The 21,583-nt window shown below is 45.3% G+C and carries 18 protein-coding genes; 7 read left to right on the top strand and 11 right to left on the bottom strand.

Annotation, left to right across the window (positions count from 1 at the left end; all coding sequences use genetic code 11):
• Nucleotides 1-24 precede the first annotated feature (24 nt).
• Nucleotides 25-2,652, bottom strand: coding sequence for a DNA mismatch repair protein MutS (gene mutS, locus QUB35_RS27935; protein ID WP_333144898.1), 2,628 nt, complete (start codon nt 2,650-2,652; stop codon nt 25-27).
• A 674-nt stretch (nt 2,653-3,326) separates the two neighbouring features.
• On the opposite strand from mutS, the gene QUB35_RS27930 reads away from it, so the two are divergent.
• The 4 genes from QUB35_RS27930 (at nt 3,327) to QUB35_RS27915 (ending at nt 7,063) form a co-directional block, all read left to right on the top strand.
• On the top strand, nt 3,327-4,493 hold the full coding sequence (locus tag QUB35_RS27930) for a zinc-dependent alcohol dehydrogenase (RefSeq protein ID WP_333107537.1): 1,167 nt from the start codon (nt 3,327-3,329) through the stop codon (nt 4,491-4,493).
• Nucleotides 4,494-4,520: 27 nt separating this feature from the next.
• On the top strand, nt 4,521-4,730 hold the full coding sequence (locus tag QUB35_RS27925) for an acetyltransferase (protein WP_333144887.1): 210 nt from the start codon (nt 4,521-4,523) through the stop codon (nt 4,728-4,730).
• 562 nt (nt 4,731-5,292) lie between these two features.
• Nucleotides 5,293-6,147 (top strand): manganese catalase family protein, encoded by an 855-nt coding sequence (locus QUB35_RS27920; protein WP_333144886.1) that lies wholly within the window; start codon nt 5,293-5,295, stop codon nt 6,145-6,147.
• A 229-nt stretch (nt 6,148-6,376) separates the two neighbouring features.
• Nucleotides 6,377-7,063, top strand: coding sequence for an HAD family hydrolase (locus QUB35_RS27915; RefSeq protein ID WP_333144885.1), 687 nt, complete (start codon nt 6,377-6,379; stop codon nt 7,061-7,063).
• Nucleotides 7,064-7,097: 34 nt separating this feature from the next.
• Here the strand turns inward: QUB35_RS27915 and QUB35_RS27910 are convergent, their stop codons facing one another.
• Nucleotides 7,098-8,258, bottom strand: a complete 1,161-nt coding sequence (locus QUB35_RS27910) for an AAA family ATPase (RefSeq protein ID WP_333144884.1) — start codon at nt 8,256-8,258, stop codon at nt 7,098-7,100.
• Nucleotides 8,259-8,379: 121 nt separating this feature from the next.
• Nucleotides 8,380-9,183, bottom strand: a complete 804-nt coding sequence (locus QUB35_RS27905) for an RNA ligase family protein (RefSeq protein WP_333144883.1) — start codon at nt 9,181-9,183, stop codon at nt 8,380-8,382.
• 87 nt (nt 9,184-9,270) lie between these two features.
• Between QUB35_RS27905 and QUB35_RS27900 the strand changes: the two genes are divergently transcribed.
• The 3 genes from QUB35_RS27900 (at nt 9,271) to hpxZ (ending at nt 11,415) form a co-directional block, all read left to right on the top strand.
• Complete coding sequence (locus QUB35_RS27900) at nt 9,271-10,140, top strand: prohibitin family protein (RefSeq protein WP_333144882.1); 870 nt, start codon at nt 9,271-9,273, stop codon at nt 10,138-10,140.
• A gap of 236 nt (nt 10,141-10,376) precedes the next feature.
• Complete coding sequence (locus tag QUB35_RS27895; protein ID WP_333144881.1) at nt 10,377-10,796, top strand: peptidylprolyl isomerase; 420 nt, start codon at nt 10,377-10,379, stop codon at nt 10,794-10,796.
• Between the two features lie 232 nt (nt 10,797-11,028).
• Nucleotides 11,029-11,415: an oxalurate catabolism protein HpxZ gene (gene hpxZ / locus QUB35_RS27890; RefSeq protein WP_333144880.1), complete on the top strand. Its 387-nt coding sequence runs from the start codon at nt 11,029-11,031 to the stop codon at nt 11,413-11,415.
• A gap of 229 nt (nt 11,416-11,644) precedes the next feature.
• Here the strand turns inward: hpxZ and QUB35_RS27885 are convergent, their stop codons facing one another.
• From QUB35_RS27885 to QUB35_RS27850, 8 genes are all read right to left on the bottom strand, one after another.
• Nucleotides 11,645-12,616 carry a restriction endonuclease gene (locus QUB35_RS27885; protein ID WP_333144879.1) on the bottom strand — a complete coding sequence of 324 codons (972 nt, stop codon included), beginning with the start codon at nt 12,614-12,616 and terminating at the stop codon, nt 11,645-11,647.
• Between the two features lie 5 nt (nt 12,617-12,621).
• Nucleotides 12,622-13,473 (bottom strand): adenine-specific DNA-methyltransferase, encoded by an 852-nt coding sequence (gene yhdJ / locus QUB35_RS27880; protein WP_333144878.1) that lies wholly within the window; start codon nt 13,471-13,473, stop codon nt 12,622-12,624.
• A gap of 66 nt (nt 13,474-13,539) precedes the next feature.
• Complete coding sequence (locus tag QUB35_RS27875) at nt 13,540-14,664, bottom strand: THUMP domain-containing protein (RefSeq protein ID WP_333144876.1); 1,125 nt, start codon at nt 14,662-14,664, stop codon at nt 13,540-13,542.
• Between the two features lie 516 nt (nt 14,665-15,180).
• Nucleotides 15,181-16,515: a TldD/PmbA family protein gene (locus tag QUB35_RS27870; protein WP_333144875.1), complete on the bottom strand. Its 1,335-nt coding sequence runs from the start codon at nt 16,513-16,515 to the stop codon at nt 15,181-15,183.
• Between the two features lie 194 nt (nt 16,516-16,709).
• Nucleotides 16,710-16,961, bottom strand: coding sequence for a DUF4926 domain-containing protein (locus tag QUB35_RS27865; protein WP_333144873.1), 252 nt, complete (start codon nt 16,959-16,961; stop codon nt 16,710-16,712).
• Nucleotides 16,962-17,142: 181 nt separating this feature from the next.
• Entirely contained in the window at nt 17,143-18,630 is a 1,488-nt protein-coding gene (locus QUB35_RS27860) for a TldD/PmbA family protein (protein ID WP_333144871.1), read from the bottom strand.
• 291 nt (nt 18,631-18,921) lie between these two features.
• Nucleotides 18,922-20,226 carry an aspartate aminotransferase family protein gene (locus tag QUB35_RS27855; RefSeq protein WP_333036696.1) on the bottom strand — a complete coding sequence of 435 codons (1,305 nt, stop codon included), beginning with the start codon at nt 20,224-20,226 and terminating at the stop codon, nt 18,922-18,924.
• A 225-nt stretch (nt 20,227-20,451) separates the two neighbouring features.
• A complete protein-coding gene (locus QUB35_RS27850) occupies nt 20,452-21,489 on the bottom strand; it encodes an adenosine deaminase (protein ID WP_333144869.1) in 1,038 nt (345 codons plus the stop codon).
• Between the last annotated feature and the right edge of the window lie 94 nt (nt 21,490-21,583).

The raw sequence follows: 21,583 nt of genomic DNA, 5'->3' as shown, positions 1-21,583 counted from the left end.
CTGGATTCGGAGCGCTCGATCATTTCAATCGTCAAAAATATCCAACTGTTCGCCCTCCGACTCTTTTTTACCATTTTTTTTAACACCTTTCCGCAGCCCGATCGCAATTTTACTATGTTTCTCAATCTGCTTCATCACCTGTCTCGCCCGGTCAATCACCGACGGCGGTAAACCAGCTAATCTGCCCGCTTCAATTCCGTAAGATTTGTCAGCACCTCCCGGCTGAACTTGGTGCAAAAATACGATTTGATCCGGCAATTCTTTCACTGTCACTTGATAATTTGCGACATTATCTAAAATAGAAGCTAACTCATTTAACTCGTGATAGTGAGTCGCAAAAATTGTCCGCGCCCGAATCTCAGTTGCTAAATATTCTGCCACAGACCAAGCAATCGAAAGTCCGTCAAAGGTTGCCGTTCCTCTGCCAATTTCATCTAGCAAAACCAAGGATTGCGGCGTCGCATGATTGAGAATATTTGCAGTTTCGTTCATTTCTACCATAAACGTAGACTGACCTGTTGCCAAATCATCTACTGCGCCGACGCGGGTAAAAATGCGATCGCAAATTCCCAAACTCGCAGCTTTCGCCGGCACAAAACTGCCCATCTGCGCCATTAACTGGATCAAACCCACCTGCCGCAAGTAGCAGCTTTTCCCGCTAGCATTCGGCCCGGTTAAAATAATTAAATCTGGGCGGTTTAGCGATTCTTCCCGACCCAAAAAAGCAGAATTAGGTACAAAAAATCCCGGCGGCAAAGACTTTTCCACCACAGGATGACAACCTTCAATAATTTTAATTTCCCGACTTTCTGTCATAGTCGGGCGGCAGTAATTTTGGTAAACTGCTACTTCGGCCAAACCGCACAAAACATCTGCCGCCGCCACGGCGCGGGAAACGTTGCGAATAATTTCGGCGTGTTCTCCTACCTCCGATCGCACTTTAGCAAAAATATCGTATTCCAATTGATTTAAATCTTCCCGTGCTGTCAGAATTCGCACTTCCCTTTCTTTTAATTCTTCAGTGCTATAACGTTCTTCATTGGTGAGAGTTTGCTTACGGGTGTAGTCCTTCGGCACTTGGTCTACTTTCGATTTGGTAATGCTGATGTAATAGCCGAAAGCTTTATTGTAGCCTACTTTTAAATTAGAAATTCCCGTGCGTTTTCTCTCGGTAGCTTCTAAATTTGCAATCCATTCTTGGTCGGCTGATGCAGTGTGGCGCATTTCATCTAGCATGGCATTGATTCCCGATCGAATCAAACCTCCTTCTTTTAAATGAATCGGCGGTTCGTCAACTAAATGAGCGTGAATTTTACTTGCTAATTCTTCTAAAAGTGGCGGTACATTTTGCAGCGCTTTCAAATAGGGCGAGATCCCTTGGGCTGCGATCGAAGCTAATTCCGGCAGTTTCGAGAGAGAATCAGCTAAAGCGACCAAATCCCGCGCGCTAGCTGTTCCAGAACCGGCGCGGCCTGTCAGTCTTTCGATGTCGTAAATTTGGCGCAGCAACTGCTGCAAATCTTGGCGCAGACCGTTATTTTCTACTAATTCTTGAATCGTGTCGTGTCGGGCGCAAATGCCTTTAATGTTGAGCAAAGGTTGCAGCACCCAGCGGCGCAAAGCGCGGCCTCCCATTGCGGTGCTGGTTTTGTCGATCGCCCACAGCAGCGAACCGTGAAAAACCCCATCTCTCACTGTTTGAGTAATTTCGAGATTGCGGCGGGTTTGGTAGTCGAGTATGAGAAAATCGGTGAGAGTGTAAGTGTGCAATCTTTGCAAAGAAACTGCTTTTTCCTTTTGAGTTTCTTCGATATATTGCAGCAAACCGCCGGCGGCGCGCACTGCGAGGGAAAGGTGGCCGCATCCCATACCTTCGAGCGATCGCACTTTGAATTTTTGTAGAATTCTCTGTTTTGCTTCGGACAAACTAAACGGAATTTGCGATCGCAAAGAATAGCAAAACGAATTCGGCAAACAATCGGGCAAATGCTCGGATTTCTCTCCGGGCCTCAACATAGTCACCAAATCCGGCGCATTAGTCGGTACCAAGACTTCCGAAGGCTGCAAGCGCAGCAATTCTAGGGTTAATTGTTCTAAACTGTCTGCTTGGGTAGTGACGAATTCTCCCGTAGAAATATCTGTATAAGCCAATCCCCAATGTTCCCCAGCGATGACGACTGCTGCTAAAAAATTATTTTGTCGGGGTTTGAGCATTCCGTCATCAGTCAAAGTTCCGGGAGTGAGAATGCGGGTAATTTCTCGCTTGACTTGGCGGCCTTCTTTAGCAGCAATCGAGGCATCTTCAACTTGATCGCAAACTACCACTGCATAGCCTTTTTCTACTAACATTGAAGTGTAGCGGTCTAGGGCGTGGTGCGGCACTCCTGTCATCGGCACTCTGCCAATTTCCTTGCCGCTTTCTTTGCTAGTACAAACAAGTTCTAATTCCTGCGAAATAGTAACTGCATCTTGGAAAAAACACTCAAAAAAATCTCCGACTCGAAACAATAAAAGTGCGTGGGGATACTGTTCTTTCACTTCCACATACCGCTGCATCATCGGCGTCAGCTTGGTGAATTCTAGTAGGCGGTGGTCGGCATTGCGGATGTTGGGTTGATTGGGATCTGTTGGGGTAGATGCAGTGTAAGGCATAAAAGGCGATCGATAAATTTTAATCTTTAACAACTTTAGCGCAAGCTCGGCTTTTAGCTCTAACTAATATACAATATTTGACGATTAATCCTCCTTAAGCAGGGTGCGTAATTCTCAAGATTTGGGCGGAGTATTGAGCTATACAAAAGTCACGCGCCCTGCTTAATAATCTATAAACCCGCTTTATACTTGAGAAGTTTTCGGTCGCTTTTTATCTAAAGTGAGCCAAAATATCGGTCTTAGTGAGATAAAGTGAGAAAAACTTATTTTTTGTGAGATGAGAGCGATCGGCGATCGACAAAAACAATCTCAGCTATGTAGTTGTTAGCTGTTATGGCAGAAGGAAGAAGGCTTTAGTTATCTAGGAGAGAAGGAAGAAGCAAGGATTTCAGCAATTAAGAACGTCCTAACCGTCGGGCGTGGTTGCTATAAATGTTGGTGGTTAACAGAACAATGTGAAATCTCCCGCACTTTAGTAGGAGGAGAAACTTTACATTTTTGTTATTGAAAACAGCCGGAAGATAGATTTGTAAATTATACCTTGGATAGAGATAAAATATATTTTATATGATTAAAATTAAAAAAATCCAAGTTACTAATTAATCGGCGTAGTAAGTTTAAGATTTACAATCAAAAATCTGCTAGCTAGTAGTTAACTAGAGGAGAACGAAATAATGAAGGCTCTTTGCTGGCACGGAGCAAATGATGTGCGAGTTGATAATGTACCAGACCCAACAATTATCAACCCGCGCGATGCGATAGTTAAAATCACGTCTACAGCAATCTGCGGCTCAGATTTGCACCTCTACGATGGCTTCATCCCGACAATGCAATCGGGCGACATCATGGGGCACGAATTCATGGGGGAAGTAGTCGAGCTCGGCAGCCAAGTCAAGAACTTAAAAAAGGGCGATCGCGTGGTCATTCCTTTTACTATTTCTTGCGGCAGTTGCTTCTTTTGCAACCGCGATTTGTGGTCGCTGTGCGACAACTCCAACCCCAATGCTGGGCTGGCTGAAAAAATGTTCGGTCATTCGCCGGCGGGACTGTTTGGCTACTCGCATTTAACGGGCGGCTATGCAGGAGGCCAAGCAGAATACGCGCGGGTTCCGTTTGCAGATGTCGGCCCTTTAAAAATTCCCGACGGACTTTCTGACGAACAAGTATTGTTCCTCACCGATATCTTTCCTACGGGTTACATGGCGGCCGAAAACTGCGACATTCAGCCGGGGGATACTGTAGCAGTTTGGGGATGCGGGCCGGTGGGACAATTTGCAATCAGAAGCGCGTTTATGCTGGGGGCCGATCGAGTAATTGCGATCGACCGCGTACCGGAACGCTTGCAAATGGCGGCTGCGGCCAAAGCTGAAATCATCAATTACGAAGAAATGGACGCCGGGGAAGCCGTCACCGAAATGACGGGGGGACGCGGGCCCGACTCTTGCATCGACGCGGTGGGGATGGAAGCCCACGGCACCGGTCTCGACGCTTTGTACGACAAAGCTAAGCAAGCCGTGCGGTTGGAGAGCGATCGACCTACGGCCCTGCGACAAGTAATCCTCGCGTGTCGCAAGGGTGGCACAGTGTCAATTCCCGGCGTTTACGGCGGCTTCGTTGACAAAGTGCCATTAGGTGCAGCTTTCAACAAAGGCTTGACCATGAAAATGGGACAGACGCACGTTCACCGCTATTTGCGGCCTTTGCTCGATCGCGTTCAAAAAGGCGAAATTGACCCGTCATTCGTAATTACGCACCGAATGAAATTGGATGAAGCGCCCCACGCCTACGACATTTTCAAAAACAAAAAAGACAACTGCATCAAAGTTGTCCTCAAACCCTAACTCGCATTTACCCTTCACGGAAAAACTATGCTTTTACAAGAAAAAGAATCAGGCGACTTGATAGAAATCCTCGATGTAGATGCTTTAATCAGCCCTACAAAAAATGAAGTGCCGGGAAAAAATCAAGCTGGTCAAGAAGAGCAAGAAACAGCAACTTTTCCAAAAAGTAATTTAGTGTTTCCTTCCGGTGAAACTCTGCCCCGTTGTTGGACTGAGGAAAATTATCAAACTCATTGATTCAAGACATTCCCCCTAGCCGGGAAGCTAGGGGTAGGGACACGGCACATAGCATTGGTGTCAACTTAAGACTGAAACCCCTGAGAAATCTCGTTTTTACGCTAAGTCTAGATCCCCCTCGCATCCCCCTTAAGAAGGGGGACTTTGAGAAGACTCTTGTCCCCCCCTTCTTAAGGGGGGCGCCAGGGTGATCTAGATTTAATGGTCAAACAGCAGTCTCTGGCTGGGTTTCACTCTTAAGTTGACACTCCTTGGGCACATAGCTGTCAGCTAAACCCGAAAAACCGCCCTCCCACAGGGGTTAAAACCTCTGCAGGAGGGCGGTTTTGACGTGTTTTTTGACACCAGGAGGACACAGCGCTGTGTTTGTTTAAATAGAATGTACGATCGACCAAATTTCATATAGTCTTTAGTTCGCGGGCGCGAGAAACCGCATTAAACTAAAGTGATAAAGATAACCGGGTTTGATTGAATTTCTTTATGACTAAAAGCTGATTCCCTCCCTCACGGGCAGCGTTAAAACTAATGAAAGTTAATCAAACAACCCTGGGAGGAATCCCCCATGTTTTACCATAAGAAGCCACTACAGTATTACAAAAGACCAGAAAAGCCAGATGCCGTTTACGCCAAGAAGATACAAGAACTAATTGGCGGTACATTTGGCGAAATGACTGTGATGATGCAGTACCTATTTCAAGGTTGGAACTGCCGAGGCCCTGCCAAATATCGCGATATGCTGCTTGATGTTGGTACAGAAGAAATCGGGCATATCGAGATGTTAGCAACTATGATTGCTCACTTGTTAGATAACGCTCCTGTATCTCTGCAAGAAGAAGGTTTCAAGGATGCTGTGGTGGGTGCTGTGATGGGTGGAAACAGCCCGCGAGATGCGATCGCCGCCAGCATGAATCCGCAGCACGCAATTGTATCGGGTTTGGGCGCACTTCCTAGCGACAGCGTAGGGTATCCCTGGAACGGCCGTTATATCGTTGCTAGCGGCAATCTTTTAGCAGATTTTCGCTCGAATTTGCACGCCGAATCGCAAGGAAGATTGCAGGCTGTGCGGATGTATGAAATGTCAGACGATCCGGGCGTCAAAGACACCCTGAGTTTTATGATCGCCCGCGACACGATGCACCAAAATTTGTGGCTGGCGGCGATCGAAGATTTAGAAAGTTCGGGAATGGAAACAACACCTGTTCCGAGTTCCTTCCCGCAGGAGTTGGAAAAGTCAGAATTTGCTTATCAGTTTTGGAATCATTCTGAAGGTTCCGAAAGTAGCGAGGGACGCTGGGCGAAAGGCAAATCAATGGACGGCAAAGGCGAGTTTGAATATGTACCCAATCCCCAACCGTTAGGGCCAGAACCAGTACCCCCGCCGCCAGAACCAAAATTGCACGGCACTGGCATGGTATAGCCAATCAAAAAGTTAGTAATGGAGTTTCCTGTCCCCGATCGAGTAATTAAGTAATGAAGGACTAAAGTGCTTACTCCTAACCTAACAAAAACTAAAGTTCTTACTACGAACCCAAACCTTCGTAGTAAGAACTTTACTACATGATTGGCTAATTAATTAGTTAAGGATTTCAGTCCTTACTACAAACCAGATTTTGACCCGAAGTCTAATAACTAACAATAAATAAGTTATGCAACTGCAAGCAGTAATTCTCGATATTGACGGTACTCTGACGCTCAGCAATGACGCCCACGCTCAAGCTTGGGTAGAGTCATTTGCGGCTTACGGCTACGAGGTGCCGTTCGAGAAAGTTCGCCCGCTAATTGGCATGGGAGGCGACAAAGTTATACCCCAAATGGTATCAGGACTTTCCGACGAAGCAGGCGACGGGAAAAAGATTGCACAGCGGCGCAAAGAACTGATTATTAACCGCTTTTCTCCCGATCTTTCACCAACCCCCGGTTCGCGGGATTTGCTGTTAAAAATGCAGCAAGAAGGATTGCGGCTAATTATTGCTACTTCAGCTACCACCGAAGAACTTTCCGGTTTGCTGAAAGCTGCACAAGTTGACGATTTATTGGATCAAGCGCAAGCGGCGACATCGAGTGATGCGGAAGCTTCTAAACCGGAACCGGATATTGTGGAAGCTGCTTTGAGCAAATTGCAGATGGAAGCGAGTCAGACGGTGATGTTAGCTGATACTCCTTACGATATCGAAGCTGCGGGCAAGTGCGGGGTGCCAGTAATTGCTTTTCGGTGCGGAGGTTTCGATGATGCTTCGCTGGCAAATGCTGCGGCAATTTACGATCACCCTGCTGATTTGTTGGCGCATTATGACGATTCTATTTTAGGGAAAAAGGAATTGGTAGCGCGTTGAAGTAATACGGGCGATCGCGGGTGGATTGCCACTATTAAGCGCGATCGCTCAAAATCCACTCTACCTGATGGGCTTCTGTGCGATCGGGAATATCTAGGCGCGCAGCTAATTTGCGAATGACTGCTTCCGGTACAGTTGCTGTGCGCGATCTATTCCGCTGCAATATTTCTTCTAGAGGTACTTCTAGATAAACAATGCGAATGCGCGCTTCGTAAGCAGCAAAAAAATTAATTAATTGCTGCCGCATTTGTTTAGTTGTATTCGTGGCGTTCCACACAAAAGAACGCCCCTCATCCATGTATTCTCGCGCTCTTTTTTTGGCGGCTGTCACCACATTTCCAGGGGTTTCGTCGGGAGGGACATTCATCTCTTTTCGCAGTGCATCCAGCGAGATTACTGGCAAATTTGGGAGATTTTTCTGAATCCAATAATCTTTACCACTTGCCGGCAAGCCCGACATCAAAATTACTTCACATTTAGTGTCGTCAAATGCTTCGTAATCCGGGTTTCCGTTCTCTTTGCGGAAGTAGATAAATCGGCTGTGTGCGGAGGGGAATTGTCGGGGAGAATCCAAACAATTATTTTCTTGACAAAACTCCCGAAATAGTTCTATTTTATCAAGCAATTCTTGTCTGTCGCTACACTGTCGGCCGCGCACGTCTGCTTCGGCTAAAAGTGCGAGGAAATCGCAGCGGACAACTTGACTGACTTTAATTACAGACTGCTGGGGGTTGGGTTTGTCGATCAGCCAGATGGGTAAACTACCGAATTGGACGATCGCCACAACTGTTTCGCGAATCTCAAACTGCACGGGCGGGTCGAATTGAGATAAAATTTGTCTGACCATTCTCGCACCTTGGCGGGCGTGACCTTTTGAACTAATTCTGCCGTCGGCTTCTATTGTTGTAAAGGCGGGTTTGGCGACATCGTGCAGCAAAGCGGCGGCAAAAAGTATCGATCGTTCTTTTTCGGGAAGTTGCCGCCAATTCGGGGAAGATATTAATGCTTCGCAGACCATTCTGGTATGAATTAAAACGTCTCCTTCCGCGTGATAAATCGGGTCTTGCTGGCATCCTTTTAAGTTTTGAATCCAATCGAAATGATTTTGAATGCTGTCCCACTCCAGAAACCAATCGGGGGGTTCGGGACAAAAGGGAAAAGTCCAAGTTGGGGATTGTGATAATAGAGCAGTCATGGTTTCACCTCTTTGTTAATATAGTAAGATGTCGAATTGGCACCTTTATTTTTTAGTCCGCGAAGGCGGACTTCGTTTGTGTAGTCGCGGTTTAAACCGCCGAGTATTATAATAGTTATAGTTAGGGCGCAAGTCCTGTGAAATTAAATAAATCTGCACCGGGACGCAGAATATTGGGTACAATTGGGCGATTGAGCCAATGTCCTTCGGCGTTTTTAATCGCTGTTAAAAAACTGGCACGCACGTATTTGTAACGCGCCTTGACAATTCCGTCTTCCTCTACTTTAATATACAAACCTTCCATAATATCGCTCTTGTCAGTCTCTTTCAAACACCGCTCCTCATCTAATCCCAATTCCCCGCAGTACAAACGCAAGCGTTCCAAATGTCCAGGTTGAATAAAATTAGATTTTTCCATAAACTGCATCATTTGCTTTGGAGATTTCAGGACTCCCGAAAACAGCACGGGAACGGACACTAACGGCAGTCCGCTTAACAACTTGCGGCGGGATTCTGTACTCATAAATTGACTGGTTTCTAAGTCGAGCACATCGTATTCCATAAAATAGTGCGGCAAAAAATCATAAAAAACAGTGTGTTTGGCATACAGCCATTCGCCGTAAAGAATGTAGCGATTTCCCAGCACTTCTCCCAGCGCCCCGCTGAGACTGAAAGCCCATTGTTTGAATAAGTTAAAATGTTTTTCCCTCGGCCCGCCGGTGAGATAGTGGCCGCGACTTTGCAGCAGCATTTGTCCATCTGGTGCGAAGCTGATGCCTGTATTAGCGCCGTCTACCTTTTCTTCTATAATTAGAGGGCGATCGATCAGGGCGCTAAATGGCACGCTGTCGAGGTCTTCATCACCCGGTTGGAAACGCGAACCTTCGATGTGATAAGTTCTAGGATATTTAACAATTTTGAGCATCAGCCCATCCCTTTGAGATTTGAGACTTTAGAGGCGACCCAATCTATTTAACCATTATAATGGAATTATAACAAAGGAGCGTGTAAGTTGAAAAGTCAAAGTTTCCAGAGCATATCATCAGCAATCGCTGGGATTCTATTAGTAGGCGCGCTACTCCTCGGATTAAACTCTTTCGTCGTTATCAATCCCGGTGAAGCAGGGGTGGTTAGCGTTTTAGGAAAAGCCACAGATGGAGCATTGTTAGAGGGGTTTCATCTCAGACCCCCGTTGATATCCAAGGTAGATGTGTACGATGTAACAGTGCAAAAATTTGAAGTTCCCGCCCAGAGTGCTACTAAAGACCTTCAGGATTTAAATGCTAGTTTTGCGATCAATTTTCGCCTCGATGCTGAGAAAATAGTGGAGATCAGAAGGACTCAAGGAACTTTGGAGAATATAGTCTCAAAAATTATTGCTCCTCAGACGCAAGAAGCATTTAAAACAGCGGCTGCACTGAGAACCGCCGAACAATCTATTACTCAAAGAAGTGAACTGAAGCGAGACTTTGATACTGCGCTGAAGGAAAGGCTATCAAAGTATGATGTAATCGTACTCGATACGAGCGTTGTTAACATTCGATTCTCCACAGATTTTGCGAAAGCGGTTGAGGAGAAACAGGTTGCTGAACAGCGAGCGCAAAGGGCTGTTTATGTGGCTCAGGAAGCAGAACAGCAGGCTCAAGCTGACATTAACCGCGCTCAAGGTAGGGCTGAAGCTCAAAGACTTTTGGCTGAAACTTTGAAGGCTCAGGGCGGCGATTTAGTGCTGCAAAAAGAGGCGATCGAAGCTTGGAGAAGCGGCGGCGCTCAGATGCCAAAAGTGCTGGTTATGGGCAGCGGTTCTAGTCGGGTTCCTTTCATTTTTAATATGAGCGATATTCAGGAAGAACCCGATCGCCCGCAAGTGACCAACGATTAAAACATGACTGACGGTAACAAACCCGGTGTCTGGGAAAATATGGGCTTTGCTAACCAGAAATCTCGGAATAAACCGGGTTTCCTCAGAAAGCGCACATAAGTCTTATGAGAATTGCCGGAATATGCTACACTTCTGAAAGCCACAATATAACGACAGGTTTCAAACTGTCGTTATAAAAGCGAAGTCCGCAATTAACACGTAGGCAACACACTCATTTTAGGAAGCAAGGAAAAATCATGACCCGCGCTATAATGGAAACCGACAAAGGCACAATCAATTTGGAATTGTTCGATGCGGATGCGCCTAACACAGTGAAGAATTTTGTTGACTTGGCCGAAAAAGGTTTTTACGATGGATTGGCTTTTCACCGAGTCATTCCTAACTTTATGATTCAAGGTGGCTGTCCAAAAGGCAATGGAACGGGCGGCCCCGGCTACAAAATCAAGTGCGAAATCAACTCGAACAAACATGAGGCAGGAACTTTATCGATGGCTCACGCAGGTAAAGATACGGGTGGTAGCCAATTCTTTATTTGCCATTCTCCCCAGTCTCATCTAGATGGAGTTCACACAACTTTTGGCAAAACTGAGGATATGTCTGTCGTCAATGCTATCCGCCAAGGTGACAAGATTATTTCGCTCAAAATTGAGCATTAATTTTCAGTAATTTAGTTGCGTTTGTAGTAAGGACTTTAGTCCTTATTGCAAACAAAACGTGTGAAATTTAAGAGTTTGAAACTCTACAATTTATGACCCATAATTTCTTGAGGGTACCCGCCACGTGATTTATCCGTGGAATCAATCCAAAATCCAAAATCCTTGCATCCTCAAGCCCCCGGATTTATCCGTGGTGTCAATCTAAAATCTAAAATCTAAAATCTAAAATCGAATGACTGTTATCAATGATAATGCTGTGGTGACTGAGTTAACTGAACTATATTTAAAATACGAAAAAGCTCTTTGTACGAATGATATTGAAACTCTTGATAATTTGTTCTGGGATGCGCCGGAAGTTGTGCGGTTTGGGGTGACGGAGAACCTCTACGGGAGCGATGAGGTGAGGGCTTTTCGCAAAGGACGATCGCCTGTAAATGTCGATCGAGAAATGTTCAACCTCAAAGTCGTGACATTCGATGCAGACACGGCGGCTGTGACGCTGGAATTTCGCCGTGTAATGGATGGAGTAGTACGGCTGGGGCGGCAAAGTCAGATGTGGCGCAAGTTTCCTCAAGGGTGGAAGATTGTTTCCGCTCACGTTTCTTTTTTGCCGGTGTAAATGTTAAAGGTAAGGAAACAATAATTGTCTAAAGCAGGCGGACTTTATGACTGAATCATTCATCCTCTAGAGCAACGTCTAATAATTCAATTTCCAAACTTTCTTCCTCATCTTCATAATTAAATTCTACTCTGCTCTGCTTAATAATCTCGCTCAATATATTGCTTAAGTACCCTTTTGCAACAGCTTGTTCAAATCTTTCTATCAGAATAGGAACATTGATTATTTCTTATATACATTCCATGTACTGAGATACTATAGCATTTATTGAATACAGCTTTCGAGCTTGTGCTTCAATCTTTGATTTAATTTCCCTATCTGAATCTAAAGATTTAACTACAAATGTTATCGGATACCTTTCAATTTTATCAATGTCTAGGAAATATTTATTTACATCTACAGTTTCAGTCACCTGAAAAAAACGTCCTAGGGGTTTCATTACAAAGTCAATTCCCCCATCATTAGCATTTGTCCTACCTGTTTTAAACAGCTTTAAATTTTCTTGCTGGAGTCTGTCTAGTGCATAACCCCAATAAATAACTCGGTCATTGTAGTAGTATTTTAATATACTGTAGCTGACTATCTCGAAAATTCGAGCATCTACATTTGGGGCTACCATTTGTTTGATAAATTCTCTGACTTGAACCTCGGTCAATCTTTGAGCATCTTTACAAATTTGAATAAACTTTTCAAAGCTATCTCTCTTAGCTTCAACGTAAGCATCAATTATGTGGATTACTGTTTCGGCTATATTGTGTTCATTCTCATTGATTTTGACTTTTAATAAATTTTCGTTAAACCAATACCTGTTATTTTTCTGATTTCTCAAAATTGGGATGAACTCACAAGTGGGAAAATATCTTTTAAATTCTTCATTCATCCTATGGTTCAAGCCATGATTTTGAAGCTTTTGCCCGAATGGTAATTCACGCTGTCTCTTAAAAAGATTCGTATAAACTGCACCTTCATAATCTGAATACATTCCTGTCTGATGAAAATTTTTCACCAAATAATCTTCAACTAAAACATAGATTGCGTATAAGTTGGCAAAACTTCCTCTTGATTTTGAGCCTTTATTTGAAGATTTAGTCTTGATATTCAAATATAAAATTAGCTGGCTTTCACGCAAGATTTGATACCCAACTTCGCCAAACTTATCCTCTAAAATTGTCTTAATTATTTTTGTAAATTCATGTTCCATTTTTATTATAGCTGTAAGTTTAGTGTTAGCTGCTGTGGCGAAACTTCACCGGAGTTGACTTCAGACATGAGAGCCTCTTCACTCTCATCCGGGGTAATTTGCAACCTCCGCAATCCTATTTGTAGATACTTTTCTTGTAATTCTATGCCGATTGACTTTCTGTTAAGCTGCTTGGCAACAAATGATGTTGTAAAAGTTCCCGAAAATATATCTAGTACAACGTCGCCCTCATTACTACTGGCTTTGATAATTCTTTCTAACAACGATGTTGGTTTCTGGGTAGGATGTTCCTCATACTCAGGCATACGATATCTAACTCGCGGAAACTCCCAGACATTACCGGGAACTTTTTTAGAATTATATACTGATGGTGTAGCCTTGCGGTAGTCAATTAGTTTTCTAACAGCTCCGGTTTTCGCCTCTACCAGAATATCGGAGGAATTGAAGGTATAATTTCGTTTGTCCTTGACGCAATATAAAATTGGTTCGTACAGAGAACCGTAAAATTTTTTTGCTTGTACGCCCGAACTGTCATAATACCACACTATTCGAGAAAGGATTGTTAAGCGATCGCGCAAATATAAATCAAAGTAGGGCATACTTTGAGTTGACGCCATTAGATACAAACTGCCGTTATGCTTGAGCTTATTAATACATAAGTTCAACCAAGTATAACTCCATTCTAAATAATCGCTTTCAAATTCCCACTTGTCTTTAAAACCATTGAAATTTTTGCCAATATTATAGGGAGGATCTGCAAAAATTAAATCTATTGAGTTGTCTTCGATTTCACTCCCAAGCACTTCTAACACATCTCCTAAGATGAGTTTGTGGTCGTCAATTTCAAAGATTTTCATTTAGCCTAGCCTCTTCCAATAAATATTGGCTCTTGTCAAGTGTACTCAGATATATTCTATAAATATTTAATACAGTTCATATTTGAGCAAAGTACACGGAATCGAGCCATTAAAAACCGGAATTCGCCGCGATGTCCTGAGTCCCACCTTTTTACCCAACTCCTTATTTCCAGTCAAAATAAACGCATTCCAACCTTTAAAACGATTCTTGAAAATATCCCCTAACATCTTGTACAAATCTCCCAATTCGCTAGCATCTCCCAGGCGCTCTCCGTAGGGAGGATTGCAAATCAGAACGCCTCTGTCTGCGGGGGCTTCCAACTGAGATAACTCGGTTTGAGCAAACTGAATCTTACCGGAAATACCGGCTTGCTGCGCGTTCGTGCGAGCTTGAGTTAACATATCAGAATCGCGATCGCACCCTGCAATCACCTCTTTAAGTTCCGGTAATTCGCTGTTTTCCGCTTCTGCCCACAATTTATCCCACAAAGGTTCGTCAAAATCCCGCCAAGTCATAAATCCAAACTTTTCTCGAAACAATCCCGGTGCAATATTCAATCCCTTTAAAGTCGCTTCCAAAGGCAAAGTTCCCGAACCGCACATCGGGTCTAAAAACGGCAAATCAGGCGTCCATTCTGCCATCTCCAACAAAGCCGCAGCTAGGGTTTCTTTCAGGGGAGCAAGCCCCATCGCCGGTCGATATCCCCGGCGGTGCAAACTGCCGCCCGAACTGTCTAAACTTAAAATAGCTCTATCTTGATGAATGTGAAGGTTAATTAGCAAATCGGGATGCTCTACATCAACATTAGAACGCTTGTTAAATTGCAGGCGCTGTTGGTCGGCGATCGCATTTTTGACCTGCAAAGCTGTAAAGTGAGTGTGGTTCAACTTTTCGTTGCCGCCGGTGCAGTTTACTGCTAAAGTATTGTCGGGATATAAGTATTCGTCCCAAGGGATTTTCTGCACTTCGCGGTAGAGCATATCCGAGTTGTAACACCGGAATTCGGCGATCGGCATTAGCACTCGAAAAATAGTTCTCGACCACAGATTGACGCGGTACAATAAAGTGCGATCGCCCGCAAAGTAAACCCCTGTAAAATCTGGCTTGACATCCTGGGCCCCTAAACGTTCTAATTCTTGGGCGGCAATTGTTTCTAAACCGCGCGCAACAGTAGCAAAATATTGATTCATTGATAATTGGGAATTGGGAATTGGGAATTGGGCATTGTTACTAACAACAGACACCAGACTGATGACTATAATAGCTGGTTTTAATCCTAACTATCAAAATAAATACTCTACCTTTACGATAAATCACTCGCATTAATCTGGGTGGGGGCGGGTTTGAGAGATTGTTCTTTGTTGGCTGTGATTGTTTGTGAAACCCGCCCCTACAGATTGTGAGAAATGTGCAAGTCACAAACTGTCAGTGGGGGCGGGTTTGAGAGATTGTTCTTTGTTGGCTGTAATTGTTTGTGAAACCCGGCCCTACAGATTGTTAGAAATGTGCGAGTCACAAACTGTCAGTGGGGGCGGGTTTGAGAGATTGTTGTTTGTTGGCTGTGATTGTTTGTGAAACCCGCCCCTACAGATTGTTAGAAATGTGCGAGTCACAAACTGTCAGTGGGGGCGGGTTTGAGAGATTGTTCTTTGTTGGCTGTGATTGTTTGTGAAACCCGCCCCTACAGATTGTTAAAAATGTGTGAGTCACAAACTGTCAGTAATACTCGTGAAATTAAAAGCTTTCACGCGCACTCCGGGCACGACACTACCCCCGTAACGCTTCACCGTACTAACTGCATCCACATCGCGCAACATATCAGGTAAAACTTGATTGAAACGCAGGTTTTTAATCGGGTAAGCAATTTTGCCATCCTCAATCCAAAAAGTACCGTCGCGAGTCATTCCCGTTACTTCCAAAGTTTTCGGATTAACGTAGCGCACGTACCAAGCTCGACTGACAAAAATCCCTCGCTCGGTTTGAGCAATTAAATCTGCTAAACTTTGGTCGGAACCTGTCATTACGATCGGGTAATAAGCACCTTTCGCCTCTTTGCCTTTTTGTGCCGCCCAGTAGCGGGAATAAGACAAACTTTGAGGGACGCCATCTTTGATGATTTCCAAATAGTTATTGCTCAATCCGTCGCCGAAAAAAGTATTCGATCGCAACAAAGGATGAGCCGGATCGCGCTGCACTTGCACTAACGGGCTGAAAATTTGTTCCCCCGCGCGGTTTCCCTCTGCATCGGCGATCGACATAAACGATCGCCCCTCATCCGCCGCCCTCGCATCCAGCCCCCAAATCACCCACGGTAGCAAGCCCGCAAAAGCAGCGCCGTCAAAGATTACCGGATAAACGCCGGGGGTGATGGGGCGCGGGTTGCGGGAGGATTTCGCCCGATCGAGCACTTGTTCTGCTAATTGGGCGATCGGCAATTCGTTGATACTCCAAGCAGTGATCTTCGCCCAACTAGAACCGTCTTCAACGCGAGCAGTAAAGCTGAAATCCGCATCTGTAGAATGGTTGCAGGCGCGGAGTCCGGTTGACGAGGCGATCGCGTACAGCGACGCCTCAGTGCTCAAAGTGCCCGAACCATGAGCGCCCCCCTGGGAGGATCTGGCGCACGCTTGCTGCACCATTTCGGCCCGCGCTAGAGGCGATACAGTTGCCGTTGCTGCGTCGAATGCGGGCGATCGCAAATCGTAGGTTTGAGGTGGCAGCAGCGGCATCCATTCGGGGTCTGCCGGCGCAATTCGGGCCAATTCTTCCGATCGCTTGACTGCGGAGGCGATCGCATCTTCATCAAATTCTGTAACAGCAGCAGAGGCGCTTTTGTTACCAAAATAGCTAGTAATGCTCAGGTTAAATACAGTTTTGCTGATATTTTGGCTGATTTGATTTTCCGAGAAGCGGGAAAGAGATTCCTCGCCAGTAGAGAGACTGACAAATACTTCCTCTGCTTTGGAGAGTTTGACTGCTTTTTCTACTAAAGATAAGGCTTGGTCTTCACTTAAAAGTGCGGGCGATGTTGTTACGAGCATAAGCTAAAGTCCCGGAATATTTGTTGTATTTGAAAATAGGTTTAGCCGCAATATAGCAATCCTAAATCATTTGCATAATTATTGTAGGGGCAATCCCCCCGTGGTTGCCCGATAGATAGGGGGTAGCCACGGGGAGTAGGGGTAGCACTACCCCTACAAATTTATCTGAATCATTTAGGAGTGCAATACTACGGTTAACTCGCCTGTACTAAAGAGCGTACTGCTAACACTTCATCTGCTCGCAGAGGTTCCACATCTGAAGGAGAAACAGCCACAACTAAAATCGATTCTCCTAAAGCATTAAATATTTCTAGAACGCAGCCATCATCTTCGCCTTCCCTTGGATGAGGTACCCGATCGACTAGCATGGCTACATCACCTTTTTTTAGCTGATATAGCGGCATATCCCGACACAATGCTACACGCTGGTAAAGTTCAAGTTTCACGTCGAGACTCCTTTTTGGGTTTGAGAGTAAGCTGTCGGGCATCTAAGTTGTCAGTCCGGGACGCAATTGTCATAATTAGTAAGGTGCGTCGCTGCGATATTTTAGATTTTTTTGAGGATTTTTGATGGCGACGCACCCTACAGCTCCTTTATAATTCTCACTTTAAAAACCTACAATCTAATTAAGAATTTCCCCCAATTTGAATATCCCTCACTCGCACCGGCACACAAGCGTGAGTCATTTGAGCAACCTGCATCGGCTCGCCCTTTCCGCATATATTAGTACCGCACTGAACCAGCTCCGACGCCGGCCCTATCGCATCTATTTGATTCCAGAAATCAGTAGTCATCGCCTGATAAGTTACATCCTTCAACATACCGACAACCTTACCTTTTTCCACCTTCCAAAAAGCATCGCCGCCGAATTGAAAATTGCGCCGCTGCTGGTCAATCGAATAACTACCCATACCGTCGATTAAAATCCCGTCTTCCGTATCAGCAATCATCTGGGCCAAAGTAGCAGTATGGCTGCCGCCATCCGGGCCCGGCTCCAATCCCAAATTGGGAATTCTCACCATCGGCACGCTAGACCAACTGTCAGCGTAAGCAGAACCGTTGCTGCTACCGCGTCCGAGGCGATAAGCCGTCTCTCTGTCAGTGAGATAATCAACTAAAATTCCATCCTTGACAACGTACCACTCTTGTGATTTTACGCCCTCATCATCGTAACCCATTGTACCGCGGCCACCTGGTTGAGTGCGATCGCACTTAAAATTCACCCAAGGTGCAGCGTATTGCAGTTTATTTAACTTATCAGTAGTAGCAAAGCTCGTGCCAGCAAAATTAGATTCGTAGCCGTAAACCCGGTCTAATTCAGTTGGATGACCGACAGATTCGTGGATTGTCAAAAACAAATTTGTCGGCTTAAGAATCAGGGATTTGCAAATACCAGCCGGGACTGTGGGAGCGCTGACTTTCTCAATAGCTTCGGCGGCAACTCTTTCGACTTGACTCAACAAATCATCTGGATTAATATGTTCGTAACCGATATTCAGCGGCGGGCGTTCGTAACTGCGACTTTGGGCATCGCCGCCCGCAATTGCCGTACAGTCAAAACCCGGATAGCTGCGGTAGATTGTTTGTTCGATTAGCGAGCCTTCTGTGGAAGCAAAAACCTTGTCTTCGCGGCTGGACTGCAAAAAAGAAGAAGCTTTTTTGATGCCTTGTGCGCCGTGTGCTAGTAGCTTCTCGTTGATAGTTAGCAGCAGTTCGGCTTTGTCAGCAACGGGTACAGAAAAAGGATCAATGGTGATGGGAGTAATGTAGGTATCGACATATTTTTCGACAGGCACTAACCGCACCGGTTCCTTCTGAGTTAGGCGGCTGCCTTTAGCAATTTCTACAGCCAAAGCGACTATTCTTGCAACCTCTGCGGGTGTTTTGCTGTGACTGGCGGCAAACCCCCAAGCGCCGTCTAGAAGCACCCGCACGCCAAAACCGGAACTTACATTATCTGACAGTTGACTTAAAGATCGATCGCGCGCGTAAAGATTCTGCCTTCGATAAGTGCAAAAACGCACATCACCGTACTCGCAACCTGTTTTCCGAATCAAATCTACAGCCAAATTTGCTAACTCGTTAGCAGAGATTTTTGCAGTTAATTGCACCATAGTTATTCGTCATTCGTCATTAGTTGTTAATTATTATAACATATTTGAATAAACCGCGAAGACGCGAAGGACGCGAAGGAAGGAAAGAGAGAGGTCTTTATCATATCGTTTACGGTTGTTTCGGAATGATTAAACCGCAGAGGGCGCAGAGACCGCAGAGGAAGAAAAGAGATAAATTAATAATTCCAATGCCAACGAATTTGAGATCATTTCTAAGTAGACTTTTTACCTGAAAACATCTTTTTCTTTCTCTTCCTTCGCGTCCTTCGCGTCTTCGCGGTTCGTTTAATCTTACTCCATTTCCTGCAAAACCCCTGTCAAAATTTCCACAAGGCGATCGATATGTTCCTTCTCAATAATCAACGGTGGCGACAAAGCAATAATATCACCAGTAGTCCGAATTAGCAAACCTTTTTCATAGCACTGCAAGAAACAATCAAAAGCCCGTTTCCCCGGCTTCCCAGCAATAGATTCCAACTCAATACCCGCCACCAGTCCCAGATTGCGGACATCAATTACGTGCCGCACCCCCTTCAAAGAATGCACCGCATCTTCCCAGTAACCAGCCATCTTATCGGCTCGTTCAAATAACCTTTCTTCCTCATAAATATCCAGCGTCGCCAAAGCAGCCGCACAAGCCAGAGGATGACCAGAATAAGTATAACCGTGAAAAAGCTCGATCGCATTTTCAGGAGCATTCATAAAAGCATCATAAATGCCTTCTTTCACAAACACCGCCCCCATCGGCACCGTACCGTTAGTTATCCCTTTCGCCGCCGTCACAATATCGGGAACCACCCCAAAATATTCCGTTGCAAAACTGGAACCTAAACGCCCGAATCCGGTAATTACCTCATCAAAAATCAGCAGAATTCCGTACTTGTCGCAAATCGCCCGCAGCCGCTCCAAATAACCTTTCGGGGGAATCAAAACACCTGTAGAACCAGCCACCGGTTCGACAATTACCGCTGCTATATTAGACGCATCGTGCAAAGCGACAATCCGCTCCAATTCATCCGCCAAATGCGCTCCCCATTCCGGTTGTTTGCGGCTGAAAGCATTGTGTTCGAGATTGTGAGTGTGAGGCAAATGATCGACTCCCGTCAGCAAACTGCCAAAAAACTTGCGGTTTGTACCGATACCGCCGACAGAAATTCCCCCAAAACCAACGCCGTGATAGCCGCGTTCCCTCCCGATCAATCTTTGGCGAGTTCCTTCACCTTTTACCCGGTGATAAGCAATGGCAATTTTTAACGCTGTTTCTACAGATTCCGAACCCGAATTAGTAAAGAAAACGCGATCGAAATTGCCCGGAATCATCTTTACCAAACGTTCCGCCAATTCAAAAGCACCCGGATGTCCCATCTGAAAAGCCGGAGAGTAATCCAAACGCAAAACCTGCTGTTTAACTGCTTCGGCAATTGTCTCGCGGGCGTGCCCTGCATTGACGCACCACAGCCCCGCAGTACCATCCAAAATTGAGCGGTTATCATCGCTTGTAAAGTGCATATCTTTTGCCGAAACCAATATTCGCGGATTCGCTTTAAACTGTCGGTTGGCGGTGAACGGCATCCAGTAAGCGTCCATATTTGTCATGTTTTTTTATCCTTTTATATTGATGCTTCTGCTTCCCAAATATAACTCAATACGGTTCCGATCAAACGGCGGTTGAAACCGCGTCTATACAAACAAAACCCGCCGACGCGGGTTGAAGATCGGAGGGCGGTTGAAATTACCTTATTTTCTTCAGTCCGCGGAGGCGGACTTCCTTTGTGTAGACACGGTTTCAACCGCCGTCTCATCTTAATTCACGATCGCATCTTAATTCACGATCGCACCGACAGACTCATGCTGCAACAAACCGGTCAGCATTTTCACAGGCCGCTCCCCGTAGGGCCAGGCGAAAGCATGGCGGAAAGCTGCATCTTGACACGCTTGCAATTGCCGAAAATCAATGATATCCAAAGTTAACAAATTCTCGTACTCGAAAGGCAATCGCACGTTGTGCAATCCCGCGTTGTCGGTACAAATGGCAATATCGACACCAGCTTCAAAACATCGATCGAACACAACCTTCAATTCGCGCATATCCTGCAACGTCCCCGTTTTGAGATAGGTAGTTGGGCAAACCTCCAAGCATTGACCCCTGCGCGCGACTTCTGGCAGCAGTTCGGGATATTTTAACGGAATTTGAATCCCGTGGCCGATACGCATCAGATAAGGCAGAAGTTCGGGATAACAGCCAGAGGTAGTTTCGTAGAGGTGGCCGGTAGTTTTGATGCCGATCGACCTCGCGTACTGGTACAATCCGACAAACTCATCCAAACGATCGCCTATACAATCATCGCCGCCAGCAAGATCGATCGCACAAACATATTCTCCCATCCCGGCCGCCAAATCTACGATCGCCCGATTCACTTCATAAGGCAAACGCGAGTGCATACACAAAATTTGGCTGGTAACAATCGGACAATCGCTAATTTGACTTGCCTTGCCCACAACCTGTACAATTTCTGCCATCAAATCAATGCGTTCTGACTGATTCAAATGTTCTGGAGTCCGCAAATAAGGCGTATAGCGCAACTCCAAATAAGCCAGATTTTCAAACACGTAAGCGCCCCGCATCAACCGATAGATGAAATAAGGCAACGTCTCAACAGTTTGAACGCTTTCTACCAGCGTGTGCAGTTCCAAATACTCATTGAGAGTATTGCGCGGACGAGTGTAAAACTCCTCAAACTCCGAGTATTTCGGAAATCGATTAACCATCTCAGCATTGTGGCGATCGAAATACCGCCACAGCACCCTAGGAACGACAGAACCACCCAGATGGCGGTGCAACTCAGCGTGTAAAGTCATGCGATTTTAGATTTTAGATTTTAGATTTTAGATTGAAAGAATTGAAGGATTGAAGAATTGAAGGATTGAAGAATTGAAGGATTGAAGAATTTGT

The sequence above is a fragment of the Microcoleus sp. B13-B6 genome (assembly GCF_036705405.1).
Lineage (GTDB): Bacteria > Cyanobacteriota > Cyanobacteriia > Cyanobacteriales > Microcoleaceae > Microcoleus.
Note: the sequence above shows the minus strand (reverse complement) of the source record. Positions and strands in the feature narration are given on the sequence as shown.

What these genes read in the sequence shown, in the direction of transcription:
- mutS (WP_333144898.1), bottom strand. Translation starts at nt 2,652, where the DNA reads ATGCCTTACACTGCATCTACCCCAACAGATCCCAATCAACCCAACATC.
- QUB35_RS27930 (WP_333107537.1), top strand. Translation starts at nt 3,327, where the DNA reads ATGAAGGCTCTTTGCTGGCACGGAGCAAATGATGTGCGAGTTGATAAT.
- QUB35_RS27925 (WP_333144887.1), top strand. Translation starts at nt 4,521, where the DNA reads ATGCTTTTACAAGAAAAAGAATCAGGCGACTTGATAGAAATCCTCGAT.
- QUB35_RS27920 (WP_333144886.1), top strand. Translation starts at nt 5,293, where the DNA reads ATGTTTTACCATAAGAAGCCACTACAGTATTACAAAAGACCAGAAAAG.
- QUB35_RS27915 (WP_333144885.1), top strand. Translation starts at nt 6,377, where the DNA reads ATGCAACTGCAAGCAGTAATTCTCGATATTGACGGTACTCTGACGCTC.
- QUB35_RS27910 (WP_333144884.1), bottom strand. Translation starts at nt 8,258, where the DNA reads ATGACTGCTCTATTATCACAATCCCCAACTTGGACTTTTCCCTTTTGT.
- QUB35_RS27905 (WP_333144883.1), bottom strand. Translation starts at nt 9,183, where the DNA reads ATGCTCAAAATTGTTAAATATCCTAGAACTTATCACATCGAAGGTTCG.
- QUB35_RS27895 (WP_333144881.1), top strand. Translation starts at nt 10,377, where the DNA reads ATGACCCGCGCTATAATGGAAACCGACAAAGGCACAATCAATTTGGAA.
- hpxZ (WP_333144880.1), top strand. Translation starts at nt 11,029, where the DNA reads ATGACTGTTATCAATGATAATGCTGTGGTGACTGAGTTAACTGAACTA.
- QUB35_RS27885 (WP_333144879.1), bottom strand. Translation starts at nt 12,616, where the DNA reads ATGGAACATGAATTTACAAAAATAATTAAGACAATTTTAGAGGATAAG.
- yhdJ (WP_333144878.1), bottom strand. Translation starts at nt 13,473, where the DNA reads ATGAAAATCTTTGAAATTGACGACCACAAACTCATCTTAGGAGATGTG.
- QUB35_RS27875 (WP_333144876.1), bottom strand. Translation starts at nt 14,664, where the DNA reads ATGAATCAATATTTTGCTACTGTTGCGCGCGGTTTAGAAACAATTGCC.
- QUB35_RS27870 (WP_333144875.1), bottom strand. Translation starts at nt 16,515, where the DNA reads ATGCTCGTAACAACATCGCCCGCACTTTTAAGTGAAGACCAAGCCTTA.
- QUB35_RS27860 (WP_333144871.1), bottom strand. Translation starts at nt 18,630, where the DNA reads ATGGTGCAATTAACTGCAAAAATCTCTGCTAACGAGTTAGCAAATTTG.
- QUB35_RS27855 (WP_333036696.1), bottom strand. Translation starts at nt 20,226, where the DNA reads ATGACAAATATGGACGCTTACTGGATGCCGTTCACCGCCAACCGACAG.
- QUB35_RS27850 (WP_333144869.1), bottom strand. Translation starts at nt 21,489, where the DNA reads ATGACTTTACACGCTGAGTTGCACCGCCATCTGGGTGGTTCTGTCGTT.